This window comes from Streptomyces sp. NPDC002868, assembly GCF_055563295.1.
Map to the genome: position 1 here is coordinate 262,316 of NZ_JBVHDR010000008.1, position 13,354 is coordinate 275,669.

At 68.4% G+C, this 13,354-nt stretch carries 12 protein-coding genes, 1 tRNA gene and 2 pseudogenes; 8 read left to right on the forward strand and 7 right to left on the reverse strand.

Going from position 1 to position 13,354, the window contains the following annotated elements; genetic code table 11:
- Positions 1-41: 41 nt before the first annotated feature.
- The gene (gene hppD / locus ACZ3H8_RS24615; RefSeq protein ID WP_467405221.1) at positions 42-1,187 is read right to left on the reverse strand and encodes a 4-hydroxyphenylpyruvate dioxygenase; all 1,146 of its coding nucleotides are present in this window, start codon (positions 1,185-1,187) and stop codon (positions 42-44) included.
- 122 nt (positions 1,188-1,309) lie between these two features.
- Here hppD and ACZ3H8_RS24620 point away from each other — a divergent pair, with 122 nt between their 5' ends.
- The 7 genes and pseudogenes from ACZ3H8_RS24620 to ACZ3H8_RS24650 all read left to right on the forward strand — a co-directional run bounded on the left by ACZ3H8_RS24620 (position 1,310) and on the right by ACZ3H8_RS24650 (position 6,386).
- A complete protein-coding gene (locus tag ACZ3H8_RS24620; RefSeq protein ID WP_467405223.1) occupies positions 1,310-1,786 on the forward strand; it encodes an Lrp/AsnC family transcriptional regulator in 477 nt (158 codons plus the stop codon).
- Positions 1,787-1,797: 11 nt separating this feature from the next.
- Positions 1,798-2,445, forward strand: a complete 648-nt coding sequence (locus ACZ3H8_RS24625) for an ABC transporter permease (protein WP_467405226.1) — start codon at positions 1,798-1,800, stop codon at positions 2,443-2,445.
- Positions 2,438-3,729, forward strand: a pseudogene (locus ACZ3H8_RS24630) (ATP-binding cassette domain-containing protein). Before ACZ3H8_RS24625 ends, ACZ3H8_RS24630 begins: the two are co-directional and overlap by 8 nt.
- Positions 3,726-4,535 carry an ABC transporter permease gene (locus ACZ3H8_RS24635; protein WP_467405229.1) on the forward strand — a complete coding sequence of 270 codons (810 nt, stop codon included), beginning with the start codon at positions 3,726-3,728 and terminating at the stop codon, positions 4,533-4,535. The pseudogene ACZ3H8_RS24630 and the gene ACZ3H8_RS24635 overlap by 4 nt, the downstream one beginning before the upstream one ends.
- On the forward strand, positions 4,535-5,518 hold the full coding sequence (locus ACZ3H8_RS24640; protein ID WP_467405231.1) for a glycine betaine ABC transporter substrate-binding protein: 984 nt from the start codon (positions 4,535-4,537) through the stop codon (positions 5,516-5,518). The genes ACZ3H8_RS24635 and ACZ3H8_RS24640 overlap by 1 nt, the downstream gene beginning before the upstream one ends.
- A gap of 89 nt (positions 5,519-5,607) precedes the next feature.
- On the forward strand, positions 5,608-6,192 hold the full coding sequence (locus ACZ3H8_RS24645; protein WP_398989837.1) for an ArsR/SmtB family transcription factor: 585 nt from the start codon (positions 5,608-5,610) through the stop codon (positions 6,190-6,192).
- Between the two features lie 14 nt (positions 6,193-6,206).
- On the forward strand, positions 6,207-6,386 hold the full coding sequence (locus ACZ3H8_RS24650; RefSeq protein WP_467405234.1) for a hypothetical protein: 180 nt from the start codon (positions 6,207-6,209) through the stop codon (positions 6,384-6,386).
- Between the two features lie 113 nt (positions 6,387-6,499).
- Here ACZ3H8_RS24650 and ACZ3H8_RS24655 read toward each other — a convergent pair whose 3' ends face one another.
- The 4 genes from ACZ3H8_RS24655 to ACZ3H8_RS24670 all read right to left on the reverse strand — a co-directional run bounded on the left by ACZ3H8_RS24655 (position 6,500) and on the right by ACZ3H8_RS24670 (position 11,846).
- Complete coding sequence (locus ACZ3H8_RS24655) at positions 6,500-7,288, reverse strand: S16 family serine protease (protein WP_467405235.1); 789 nt, start codon at positions 7,286-7,288, stop codon at positions 6,500-6,502.
- A 179-nt stretch (positions 7,289-7,467) separates the two neighbouring features.
- Positions 7,468-8,109 carry an IclR family transcriptional regulator gene (locus ACZ3H8_RS24660; protein WP_356226496.1) on the reverse strand — a complete coding sequence of 214 codons (642 nt, stop codon included), beginning with the start codon at positions 8,107-8,109 and terminating at the stop codon, positions 7,468-7,470.
- A gap of 323 nt (positions 8,110-8,432) precedes the next feature.
- The gene (locus ACZ3H8_RS24665) at positions 8,433-10,217 is read right to left on the reverse strand and encodes a DEAD/DEAH box helicase (RefSeq protein WP_398989833.1); all 1,785 of its coding nucleotides are present in this window, start codon (positions 10,215-10,217) and stop codon (positions 8,433-8,435) included.
- Positions 10,218-10,382: 165 nt separating this feature from the next.
- A complete protein-coding gene (locus tag ACZ3H8_RS24670) occupies positions 10,383-11,846 on the reverse strand; it encodes an MFS transporter (RefSeq protein WP_467405239.1) in 1,464 nt (487 codons plus the stop codon).
- Positions 11,847-12,024: 178 nt separating this feature from the next.
- Here ACZ3H8_RS24670 and ACZ3H8_RS24675 point away from each other — a divergent pair.
- Positions 12,025-12,096, forward strand: a tRNA-Cys gene (locus ACZ3H8_RS24675).
- A gap of 303 nt (positions 12,097-12,399) precedes the next feature.
- Here ACZ3H8_RS24675 and ACZ3H8_RS24680 read toward each other — a convergent pair.
- Positions 12,400-12,624: pseudogene (locus tag ACZ3H8_RS24680) on the reverse strand (DUF5324 family protein); the annotation flags it as partial.
- Between the two features lie 130 nt (positions 12,625-12,754).
- Positions 12,755-13,153 carry a hypothetical protein gene (locus ACZ3H8_RS24685; RefSeq protein ID WP_467405242.1) on the reverse strand — a complete coding sequence of 133 codons (399 nt, stop codon included), beginning with the start codon at positions 13,151-13,153 and terminating at the stop codon, positions 12,755-12,757.
- Positions 13,154-13,354 lie beyond the last annotated feature (201 nt).

The window sequence follows — 13,354 nt, forward strand, 5'->3', positions numbered from 1 at the left end:
GGTCAGGATCCGTGGGGCCGCAAGTACTGGCAGGCCAACCGCTACAGGTTTCCGCGCTTGTCCTGCTCGCGCTCGATCGCTTCGAAGAGCGCCTTGAAGTTGCCCTTGCCGAAGCCCATCGAACCGTGCCGCTCGATCATCTCGAAGAAGACCGTCGGCCGGTCCTGCACGGGCTTGGTGAAGATCTGCAGCAGATAGCCGTCCTCGTCGCGGTCGACGAGGATCTTCAGCTCGCGCAGCGTCTCGACGGGCACGCGGGTCTCGCCCGCCCACTCGCCGAGCGTGTCGTAGTACGAGTCGGGGGTGTCCAGGAACTGAACTCCCGCCGCGCGCATGAACCGTACCGTCGCGACGATGTCGTTCGTGGCGAGCGCGATGTGCTGGACGCCCGCCCCGCCGTAGAACTCCAGGTACTCGTCGATCTGCGACTTCTTCTTCGCGATCGCCGGCTCGTTGATCGGGAACTTCACCTTCAGCGTGCCGTCGGCGACGACCTTCGACATCAGTGCGGAGTACTCGGTGGCGATGTCGTCGCCCACGAACTCCTTCATGTTGGTGAAGCCCATGACCTTGTTGTAGAAGGCCACCCACTCGTTCATCCTGCCGAGTTCGACATTGCCGACGCAGTGGTCGATGGCCTGGAAGGTGCGCTTGGCGGGCGGCTCGACGATCGGGGCGGCGGCGGCGAAGCCCGGCAGGTACGGACCGTCGTAGCCGGAGCGGTCGACCAGCGTGTGCCGGGTCTTGCCGTACGTCGCGATCGCGGCCAGCACCACAGTGCCGTGCTCGTCCTTGATCTCGTACGGCTCGGTGATGCCGCGGGCGCCGTGCTCGGTGGCGTATGCGTACGCGGCCCGCGCGTCCGGCACCTCAATGGCCAGGTCGACGACGCCGTCGCCGTGCTCGGCGACATGATCGGCGAGGAAGCGGCCCGAGTCGGTGGACTGCTTGATGACGGAGGTGAAGACGAAGCGCGCGGCGCCGTTGGTCAGCACGTAACTCGCGGTCTCGCGGCTGCCGTTCTCCGGTCCGGCGTACGCGACCAGCTTCATGCCGAAGGCAGTGGAGTAGTAGTGCGCGGCCTGCTTGGCGTTGCCGACGGCGAAGACGACCGCGTCCATTCCCTTCACCGGGAAGGGGTCTGCCTTGCGCGCGGTGTCCGGGGTGTGATCGATGGTCTCAGTCATGACCGCAGACTCCCTCCGATCCACAAGGTGCGCAATAGTTTGAGTTTACTCTGGGCAATATGCATTGCGTATGCGCACTATGAAGGGGCTATCTGTACAGGATGACCATTCGGGAGACACCCATGGCGATCGATCATCTGGACGGCCGGCTCATCGTCCTGCTGGCGCGCGAGCCGCGGATAGGTGTGCTCGAGGCGTCCCGCCGCCTCGGTGTGGCCCGCGGCACCGTGCAGGCCCGCCTGGACCGTCTTCAGTCAAATGGCGTCATCCGCGGTTTCGGCCCGGACGTCGATCCGGCGGCGCTCGGCTACCCCGTCACCGCCTTCGCGACGCTGGAGATCAAGCAGGGACAAGGCGCGGACGTACGCGCCCATTTGGACGGCGTCCCCGAGGTGCTGGAGCTGCACACCACCACCGGTCACGGTGACATGCTCTGCCGGCTCGTCGCCCGTTCCAACGCCGATCTTCAACGTGTGATCGACCGGGTTGTCGGTTTTGATGGCATCGTGCGGGCGTCCACGGCGATCGTCATGGAGAATCCGGTCACCCTGCGGATCATTCCGTTGGTGGAGCAGGCCGCGGAGGACGACGAGGTCTGAGGTGAAGCGGTGTGAGCTTCTGGGACTATCTCGCGGGTCACCACCAACAGCTGCTCACCGACGCCTTCCAGCAGGCCAGCGCCGTCTTCCAGTGCATGGTCATCGCCACCCTGCTGGGCATCCTGATCGCGCTGCTCACCTACCGCAGCACCTGGGGCGGGAATCTGGCCATCACCTCCACGGCCGCCTTCCTCACCATCCCCTCCCTCGCCCTGATCGGTCTGCTGATCCCGATGGTTGGCCTGGGCGTGCCGCCCACGGTGATCGCCCTGACGCTGTACGGGCTGCTGCCCATCGTCCGTAACGCCATCGTGGGGCTGCGCGGCGTGGACCCCTCCCTGGTGGATGCCGCCAAGGGCATCGGGATGTCCCGGACCGCCCGGCTGTTCCGGGTGGAGCTGCCGCTCGCCTGGCCGCCGATCCTCACCGGGATCCGGGTCTCCACCCAGATGCTGATGGGCATCGCCGCGATCGCCGCGTACGCCTCCGGGCCCGGGCTCGGCAATGAGATCTTCCGCGGCATCGCCTCGCTGGGCAGCGCCAACGCGATCAACCAGGTCCTGGCCGGGACCGTCGGCATCGTCATCCTCGCCCTGCTCTTCGACGCCGCGTACGTCCTGCTCGGACGGCTGACCATTTCCAGGGGGATCCGTGACTGAGACCGAGACCGAGACCGAGACCGAGACGGCTGCCGCCTCCGCCGCCTCCGGCGCCCGCATCCAGCTGGAGAACCTCACCAAGCGCTATCCGGGCAGCGCGAGCCCGGCCGTGGACAACGTCTCGCTGGAGATCAAGCCCGGCGAGACGGTGATCTTGGTGGGTCCGTCCGGCTGCGGGAAGTCGACCACGCTGAAGATGATCAACCGGCTGATCGAGCCGACATCCGGGCGGATCAGGATCGACGACGAGGACGTCACCGACATCGACCCGGTGAAGCTGCGCCGCAAGGTCGGATACGCGATCCAGTCGTCCGGGCTCTTCCCGCACATGACGGTCGCGGAGAACATCGCCCTCGTACCGAAGATGGTCGGCTGGTCGAAGTCGAGGGTGAAGGACCGGGTCGAGGAGATGCTCGATCTGGTGGGGCTCGACCCGCGGGAGTTCCACGGGCGCTATCCACGGCAGCTGTCGGGCGGCCAGCAGCTGGGGGTCCCCCCGCCGAAGGCAGGGGGAGGGTGGGCGTCGCGCGGGCGCTGGCGGCGGACCCTCCCGTACTGCTGATGGACGAGCCGTTCGGGGCGGTCGACCCGATCACCCGCGACAATCTGCAGGACGAACTGATCCGGCTCCAGCACGAGTTGCACAAGACGATCGTCTTCGTCACCCACGACTTCGACGAGGCGATCAAGCTCGGGGACCGTATCGCGGTGCTGCGGGAGCGTTCGCACATCGCACAGTTCGACACCCCGGAGGCGATCCTCACCAATCCGACGGACGACTTCGTCTCCGGATTCGTGGGCGCGGGCGCGGCCCTGAAGCGGCTCAATCTCACGCGCGTACGAGACGTCGGGATCGCCGACTTCCCGACGGTGACCGTGGACGACCCGCTCCAGTCGATCTTCAACAAGCTGAGCGAGGGCCCGTACAACGAGCTGCTGATGCTGGACCGCAGGAACCGTCCGTACAAATGGCTGCGGCGCGGCGATCTGATGCGCGCCAAGGGGTCGCTGGCCCGGGCAGGGCAGCTGGTGCACGACACGGTGACCCGGGACGCGACACTGCACGACGCGCTGGAGGCGGTGCTCACCGACTCCAGCGGGCGGGTCGCGGTGACCGGGCGGCGCGGCGAGTTCATCGGCGTCGTCGACATGGAGACGCTGATGAACTCCGTACAGGAGATGCTGGAGGCCGACCGGCTCGCCGCCATGGAGCACCAGCACGATCTGGAGCATCTGCGCCACCACCGGACCGAGGTGGAGCTGGAGGGCGGTGCGGGCGGATGAGCGAGCCCTCTCAGGCCGAGGTGGACCTGCTGGCCGAGGAGGAACGGGAGCCGGCGCCGCCACCACCGCCCCCGCCCCGGTTCACCTGGCAGAAGCTGGTGGTCATGCCCGCCGTGCTCGCCGTCGTGCTGCTGGTGACCTTCCTGTGGATCTCCAACGCCGACCTCGACGCGATCGCGGAGAACTCGCTGTCGGGCGGCAATGTGCAGCTGCGGCTGTGGCAGAGCGTCCAGCTCATCGCGATCTCCACCTTCTGGGTGCTGATCATCGCGATCCCGCTGGGCATCGCCCTCACCCGGCGGGGGCTCAGCCGCGCGGCCCCCGTGGTCACCGCGACCGCCAACATCGGCCAGGCGACCCCGGCGATCGGCCTGCTGGCGCTGCTGGTGATCTGGCTGGGCATCGGCCCGTCCACCGCGATCATCGGCATGGTGATCTACGCGGTGCTGCCGGTGCTCTCCAACACGGTGGCAGGTCTGAAGGCGATCGACCCGCAGCTGGTGGAAGCCTCGCGCGGGATCGGCATGTCCGCGATGGGCACGCTGACGAAGGTCGAACTGCCGCTCGCCGTACCGCTGATCCTCGCGGGCGTGCGGACCGCGCTGGTGCTGAACGTCGGCACGGCGACGCTGGCCACCTTCGGCGGCGGCGGGGGCCTGGGCGACCTGATCACCTCCGGCATCCAGACCCAGCGGATGCCGGTCCTGGTGCTCGGCTCGGTGCTGACCGTGGCGCTGGCGCTGCTGGTGGACTGGCTGGCCTCGCTGGCCGAACTGGCGCTGACGCCGCGCGGACTGGAGGCGTGATGCGGTACGTGCGCACGGCGCTGAGCGGGGCGGTCGCCTTCACACTGGCGCTGACGGGCCTGACCGGCTGCGGGCTCAAGAGCGGCTCGCCGATGGTGGACGATGTGACGCCGGGCCCGGTCGGCAGGGGCGAGCCGCTCAAGGGCGCGTCGCTGACGGTCGCTTCCAAGAACTTCAGCGAGAACATCATCCTGGGCCAGATGATCGGCCTGATCTTCAAGGCGGCGGGCGCGGAGGTGCTCGACCGTACGAACCTGCCCGGCTCGATCAGCGCGCGCCAGGCGATCGTGGGCGACGACGCGGACGCGATGTACGACTACACCGGAACCGCCTGGATCACCTATCTGGGCAACCAGAAGCCGATCGTCAACCCGCAGGCGCAGTGGCAGGCGGTGCACAACGCCGATCTGAAGAACGGCGTGACCTGGCTGCCGCAGTCCACGCTCGACAACACGTACACGCTGGCGATCAGCAAGCGGAACAACGCGAAGTACAAGCTCAAGACCATGTCGGACATGGCGGCGCTGTCGAAGAAGGACCCGTCGGCGGTGACGCTCTGCGTGGAGAACGAGTTCGCCTCGCGCGAGGACGGGCTGCCGGGCATGCAGAAGGCGTACGGGATGGAGATCCCGGCCGGGAACATCAAGAAGATGGACGCCGGGATCATCTACACGCAGGTGTCGAAGTCCAACTCGTGCCTGCTGGGCGAGGCGTACACCACCGACGGCCGGATCAAGGAGATGGATCTGGACACGCTCGCGGACGACAAGCACTTCTTCCCCAACTACAACGCGGCGCCGGAGATCCACAGCGCGACGATCGACAAGTGGCCGGCGATCGCGGAGCTGCTGAACCCGCTGAGCGCGCGGCTGACGACACAGATCGCGCAGGAGCTGAACGCGAAGGTGGACGTGGATGGGGAGGACCCGCACAAGGTGGCGAAGGACTGGCTGATCGAGCAGGGCTTCATCAAGAACGGTTAGTCAACTGTCAGCCAGGAAGGGCTAGTTACAAAGAACTGGTTGCAAAGAACCTCTTGCAAAGGCTCCTTTGCAACTCTACAGTCGGTGCCATGCCGGAGATTCCCGAGGAACAGGTCCACGAGCTCGACCCGCGCACCCTGCGCGGGCTCGCCCACCCGCTGCGGATGCGGCTGCTGTCGAAGCTGCGTGCCGACGGTCCCGCGACCGCCTCCCAACTCGCCGCCGCCCTGGGCGAATCCAGCGGGGCCACCAGCTACCACCTGCGCCAGCTGGCCGCGCACGGCTTCGTGGAGGACGCCCCGGAGCACGGCAAGGGACGCGAGCGCTGGTGGAAGGCTTCGTACCAGTCCATCCGCTTCAACAACGACCTCTACAGCAATCCCGATCCATCCGTCCGCGGGGCCGCGAACTTCTTCATCCACGAGGTCGCGTCCATCCACGGACAGGAGCTGACGACCTTCGTCGGCACGCTGGGCGACTGGCCGAAGCCCTGGATCGAGGCAGCGGACCTCAGCGACTGGACCCTGCGGCTGACTCCGGAGCTCACCGATGAGCTGAACGAGAAAATGCACCAACTCATCGAGAGCTACCGGGAGTTGGAAGTGGAAACCGGCACACAGGACTCCGCCCAGGTCCGCTTCCATCTGCACGCGTTCCCGCGCGCCACCGACTGAGGGGATCACCGCACATGCACTCCGACATACATCTCCAGCTGCATGCGCTGCGCGCCGCGGAGCTGCAGGCGGAGGCCGCCAGGTACCGCCGGCCGCGGAAGAACCTCCGTACGCGACTGGGCTGGACGCTCGTCGAGTTGGGCCTGCGCCTGGTGCAGCGGCAGCCGCCCGCACGGACCGCGCGCATCGCATGAGCGCGGCGGGGCCCGGTCGTCGGCGCGGACGTGCCTGCCGCCGGCCCGTTCGCCAGGGACGTGCCTGCCGGGGGCCCGCCTCGCCGACGCGGACGCGCCGGCCGTGGGCTCCGTCAGCAGCTCGGGACCTTGCCGCCCTTCTCCAGCGCCCGAAGGGACTCCACCGCGTCCTTCAGGGCCGTGACCGGGATCAGCCGCAACCCGTCGGGGAGTTCGGCCTGCGCGTCCGAACACTCGCCCTCGGGCACCAGGAAGACGCTCGCGCCGTCCCGCTTCGCGGCCTGGGTCTTCAGGGACACCCCGCCGACCGCGCCGACCTTGCCGTCGGCGCTGATCGTTCCCGTACCGGCGACACTGCGGCCGCCGGTGAGATCCCCGCCCGCACCGTCCCCGTCGAGCTTGTCGACGATGCCGAGCGAGAAGAGCAGCCCGGCGCTGGGCCCGCCGACGTCGGCGAGGTGCAGGGTGACCTTCACCTTCGACGGGTCCTCGCCGAGGTAGGAGAGCGCGGCACGGGTGGCGAAGGCCTGCGACTGCCGCATGTCCTTGAGGTTGTGCCGTGCGACTTCCTCGTCGGACTTGCCGGCCGGATAGACGGAGTCGTGCGGGAGGACCGCGCGGTCGGTCCTGAACCACGCGCCGGCCACATCTCCGAGGTCGACGTCGGCGGACGGCCCGGTCGCGACGATGGTCGTCATCAGCAGCTCGCCCTTGGTCGTACGGGTGGGCGCGCCGGTGATGGTGATGACGGGTGTGCCCTTGTCTTCGCCCAGCACGTTCGCGGTCGAGCCGGGCTGCGCCACGGCGTACGGCAGCGGCGCGAGCCCGGCGACGGCGAAGAGCGCGGCGACGGGGAGGGCGCAGAGGGCAATGGCGCGGGGGCGCGTGAGACTGGAGAGCACGGCGTCAATCTATCGGGCGGGGATGCTCGCCCCACGGGGCACCGGGCGCCCCGCGCCCAGCGGACCCCATGCCCCGGACAGACACCGCGCCCAGCGGACCTCGCGCCCCGGACAGACACCGCGCCCAGCGGACCCGGCACCCCGCGGACCCGCACCCCGGTACAGACACCCGCCCCGCGTCAGCGCAGCGCGTCCGCCACCTCGCGGGCCGCGTCGACCACCCGTGGCCCCACCCTCTCCGGGACCGAGTCCGCGAGCATCACCACGCCCACGCTCCCCTCTATCCCCGTCACCCCGACCAGCGCCGCGGCCGCGCCGCTCGCGCCAGCCTCGAGTTCGCCGTGGGTGAGCGTGTACCCGGGCTCGTTCGACTTGCCCTGACGGGCCGCGAGGATCGCCTTGCCCGCCGCGCCCCTGTCCAGCGGGTGCCGGAAGCCCGCCCGATACGCGACGTGGTAGTCCGTCCAGGTCGGCTCGACGACCGCGACCGCGAGGGCCTCCGCGCCGTCGACCAGGGTGAGATGGGCCGTAGCCCCTATGTCTTCGGCGAGCGAGCGCAACGCCGGCATCGCGGCTTCCCGCACCAGCGGGTGCACCTGTCGGCCGAGGCGGAGTACGCCGAGGCCCACCCTGGCGCGGCCGCCGAGGTCGCGGCGGACGAGGGCGTGCTGCTCGAGGGTGGCGAGCAGACGGTAGACGACAGTGCGGTTGACACCGAGTTTGTTGGACAACTCAGTGACGGTCAGTCCGTGGTCCGTATCGGCGAGCAGCTTGAGGACACGTAGTCCCCGGTCGAGCGTCTGGGAGGTCTCCGCGGTCACGTCGCCCTCTCCTTCGGAGTGAGTGACGGCGGTCCTCTTACGGAAGTTACGACACCGGTCCCGTTGGCGACGCACCCAGAGGCCGCCGGCAGGCCATGCGCACCGGCTGCGCTCCGCGGCGGCGCTGCCACGGGGCGTGTGCAATGCGGGGACAGTAGCGACCTGGTTCGCTCAGCGGAAGACCTCGTCCAGAATCCGGGCGCGGCAGGGACTTAGATCCGGACATCGATGGACTTTAGGCGACAGAAAGCCCTTAACTACCTATTACCTCTGGAATCATTCGATGGGCGCCCGTGGGGGGCGGTCCTGGGTACGAGCGGAACTCACCGCATCCGGGTCGCCCACTCCTGGACCTTCTTGATCCGCTCCCGGATCTGCCCGGCCGTCGCCTCCGCGCTCGGCGGCCCGCCGCACACCCGTCGCAGTTCGGTGTGGATGACCCCATGCGGCTTCCCGCTCTGGTGGACGTACGCCCCGACCATCGTGTTCAGCTGCTTGCGCAGCTCCAGCAGTTCCTTGTGGGAGACGACGGGCCGCCGCTCGGCGGGCAGCTCCAGCAGGTCCGCCTCGTCGTCCGGCTTCTTGCGGCTGTGCGCGATCTGCCGTGCCTGCCGCTTCTGCAGCAGCAGTTGCACCTGGTCGGGTTCGAGGAGCCCGGGGATGCCGAGGTAGTCCTGCTCCTCCTCGCTGCCGGGGTGCGCCTGCATGCCGAACTCGGCGCCGTCGTACAGCACTCGGTCGAAGACCGCGTCGGATTCGAGGGCTTCGAAGGGCAGCATGTCCTGCTCGCCCGTGTCCTCGTCCTGCTGCTTCTCCGCCTCCGCGAGCTCCTTCTCGGACTCGGCGTACGGGTCTTCGTCCCCGTCCTTCTTCGGCTTGTCGAGTACGTGGTCGCGCTCGACCTCCATCTCGCCTGCGAAGCCAAGGAGGTTGGGGATGGTGGGGAGGAAGACGGACGCGGTCTCGCCGCGGCGCCGGGACCGTACGAAACGGCCCACCGCCTGCGCGAAGAAGAGGGGCGTCGAGATGGTCGTGGCGTACACACCGACGGCGAGGCGCGGCACGTCAACGCCCTCGGACACCATGCGGACCGCGACCATCCAGCGGTCCTCGTTCTCGCTGAACTCCTCGATCCGCTTGGAGGCGGCGGTCTCGTCGGAGAGCACGACGGTCGCCTTGGTGCCGGTGATCTCGCGGATGAGCTTGGCGTACGCACGGGCGGAGTCCTGGTCGGACGCGATGACGAGCCCGCCGGCGTCCGGGATGCCTTTCCTGACCTCGGTCAGCCTCTTGTCGGCGGCGCGCAGCACGTTCGGCATCCAGTCGCCGCGCGGGTCGAGCGCGGTGCGCCAGGCCTGCGAGATGGCGTCCTTGGTCATCGGCTCGCCGAGGCGGGCGGCGATCTCGTCGCCGGCCTTGGTGCGCCAGCGCATGTTGCCGCTGTAGCTGAGGAAAATCACCGGGCGGACGACCCCGTCGCCCAGCGCATTTCCGTATCCGTACGTGTAGTCGGCGGCGGACCGTCGGATCCCGTCGTTGCCCTCTTCGTACTGGACGAAGGGGATCGGATTGGTGTCGGACCGGAAGGGCGTACCGGTGAGCGCGAGGCGGCGGGTCGCCGGGTCGAAGGCCTCCAGGCATGCCTCGCCCCAGGACTTGGAGTCACCGGCGTGGTGGATCTCGTCGAGGATGACGAGGGTCTTGCGCTGCTCGCAGCGATTGCGGTGCAGCATGGGCCGTACACCGACGCCCGCGTAGGTGACGGCGACGCCCTGGTACTCCTTGCTCAGCGGCCCGGCGCTGTACTCCGGATCGAGCTTGATCCCAATCCGCGCGGCCGCGGCGGCCCACTGCTTCTTGAGGTGCTCGGTGGGCGCGACGACGGTGACCTGCTGGACGACGTGATGGTGCAGCAGCCAGGAGGCGAGGGTGAGCGCGAAGGTGGTCTTGCCGGCGCCGGGGGTGGCGACGGCGAGGAAGTCGCGTGGCTGCTCCTGGAGATACCGCTCCATGGCGCCTTGCTGCCAGGCACGCAGCTTGTTGGCGGTACCCCAGGGGGCGCGCCCGGGGAAGGCGGGTGAGAGGTGGTGGGAGGCGGTAGTAGTCACGGTCTCCGGTTCACGGGCTCGGGTACACGTCGGTCGGTACGACAACCGGGCCACCCTACCGGTGGGACTGTCGCACCCCACGGCAGACGAGGCGAGGCGGGCCTTGTTGAGACCCGCCTCACAGTGCGCGGGTCTTGGGCGACTTCACCCTCACCCCGCCCGACCTCACCGCGTCCGCAGCCTCGTCCCCACCCACGCCCCCGCCAGCGCCACCCCCGCCATCGGCAGAAACACCGCCGCGAACGCCCCCGGGTGCGAGCCCGACGCCCCCGACGCGACGTGCGCCGCCCCCACCGCTCCCCCGCCCAGCGCAGCGAACGCCGCACCGCCCGCGGCCAGCAGCAGTACGTTCGACAGCCCGTCCGAGATCTGCAGCGCCGCCGAATTCGCGCCCGCCTCCTCCGGCGCCGACAGCTTCAGCAGCAGCACGCTCGTCGACGCGATCACCATCCCCATGCCGAAGCAGCCCACGCCCCACGCGACCCCCACGATCCACACCGGAACCCACGCGATCAGCACGCTCGGCGCCGTCGCGATCGCCGCCGCGACCAGCACCATCCCCAGCGCCATCAGCCGTTCCCGGTACGGCTCGACCCGCGGCCGGGACTGTACGTACGAGCCCAGCGTCCACGTCGCCCCGCCCACCGCCAGCGAAAGCCCGGCCATCGTCGGCGACAGCCCGCGCTGGGTGACCAGCATCAGCGGTACGAACGACTCCGCCGCGATGAAGGACCCGGCCGCGATGCCCCGTAGCAGTACGACGGAAGGCAGCCCCCGCACCGCCCGGTACGTACCCCGCGGCAGCAGCCCGAGCGCGGCCGGCACCAGCAGTGCCGCGCCCGCCGCCGCCGGGACCAGCGAGAACCAGTTCAGGTCCTGCCCCGCGTACTGAAGCAGACCCACGCCCATCGAGATGCCCAGCGCCAGCCTGATCCGGCGCCCGTCGAACGGCTGCGGCGTCGCGGCGGGATCCGCGGGCCCGGACGCCATCCGCCGGATCGCCGGCAGCGCGAGCGCAAGCGGGAAGACGACCAGCGCCGGGATGCCGATGAACACCCAGCGCCAGCCGAGGTGTTCGGTGACCGTCCCGGACGCGAGCGGCCCCACGACCGACGGGATGACCCAGCTCGCGGCGAAGGCCGCCATGATCGCGGGCCGCAGCCGCTCCGAGTACGCGCGGCTGACGACCACGTACAGCGCCACGATCACCAGCCCGCCGCCGAGCCCCTGGACGGCCCGCCCGATGATGAAGAGCCACATCGTGCCCGCGGTCCCGGACATCAGCAGCCCCGCGCCGAAGGCCGAAATCCCGGTGGCGAGCGGCCGGAGCGGCCCGTCCCGGTCGGCCCACTGCCCGGAGAGCACCATCGCGAAGAGGCTGGTGGTGAAGTACGCGGAGAAGGCGAAGGCGTACAGCTCAATGCCGTGCAGCTCCCGCGCGGCGACCGGCATCGCGGTGCCGACGGCGGTCGCCTCGAAGGCGATCAGCACGACGACGGAGACGATGCCGACACTGAGCGCACGATGCGTCCTGCCGAGGACGCCCTGGCCATCGGGCACCGCGTCTCTGTCATCTCTGTCATCGGTCGGCGGCGTGACCTCGGCGTCACGGGGTTCGAGGGCGGTCATGAGCCTCAGAGTAAGGGGCGTGGCCCTGGATGGGCCCTGTCTCTGGACGGGCCCCCCGCTGGTCCCTTGGTCGTACGACCATGAACCGTGAACGCCGTATGGCAGTCGCATTGCGTCCCGAGCGGAACCCTTGAGCAGTGTCCCGGCCCCGCCTACGGTCGACGTATTGGATGCACACGGCCGTGTGCCCGAGTGGTTGAGGGACTCGCCTGCAAAGCGAGTTACGCCGGTTCGATTCCGGTCACGGCCTCTACCGCCTTGAACAGGCAGAACAAAGGGGCGGCACCCCCGAAGGGGTGCCGCCCCTTTGTTCGTCCGTCTCAGTTCCCGTCTCAGTTGCCAGCGAAGGATCTGGCAGGCCTGTCATCATCGTCGTCCGGCAAGTCTCCCTACAGCTTCCAGATGAGTCCGTCGACTTGTTGGCCGACGTCGCTGCGGAATCCGTCCACCGCGGGCTGATAGCGCACAGCCAAGGAACGTCGACGACAACCCCATGAGTCACCCTCGCTTCTATTAGCTCTGTGCGATGGTGGCTCTGTTCGGGGGCGGTATGTCATCGGAGATCGTCGCGGTCCACAGTTCCCGCCCCGGCCTGCTTGGCGTGCACCTCCGGGTCGAGATCGTCACTGCCGCTGGAGATCTTTGCGGCAGCGGGAGGTTCCACCAGCCAATCGGGGTGGGCCTGCCTGTCCCACCACTTCCATGCGGCGAACGCTCCGCCGGCCAATACGCCGATGACCGTAAGGCCCTTGGCGAGACGACCGGCCCTGGCCCACCGTAGCCGCAACGCGCCCACAGTGATCAGGATCGTGCCGCGCTTAGCCAACTTCTTGCGACGGGCCTTTCGGTCCGTGGACGTCCTCCGGTGCCGGGCACCAATGCCGTCAATAGTCATATGCAGTTTCCAATCATTTGGGCAGGACAGCGACCACGACAACAGCCACCTCAAAGATGGTAAGAGTGATGGCTATTTGGAAAAAGACTGCCCTTACGCGAATAAGGCGCTCATTCTGCCCGATCCCCTCAATCATTTTTTCAGTAATATAGTTGCGGATATCTACGTCACTAAGTCCAAAGTTGCGCCAGCGAAGAATCTCTGCAGGACTGGGCCCGAAGCAGAATCTCGCTGGCCATACGACGGCCATCGAGAACAATCCGATCAGCACGAATACAGTTACCAGAACACCGACTTCCCACGCAGGGATAACTTCGCCTTTATTGGAATCGGTATTGATTAGACCAAGTCCTGTCGAAAACGACGTCACTAGCGCGGCGACCACGATCAGCCCCGCAGCGCGGGTGCGCATATTCCCAATGGTGCCATTCTGAGTTTTCAAGTGATCAGCTGCCGCCTCATAAGCCAGAGCGGTCGCAGCAGCAGGCGCAGGCGCAGGAGCAGGCGCTCCAGCCGGAGCAGCAGGCGCAGGCGCAGGAGCAGGCGCTCCAGCCGGAGCAGCAGGCGCAGGCGCAGGAGCAGGCGCTCCAGCCGGAGCAGCAGGCGCAGGCGC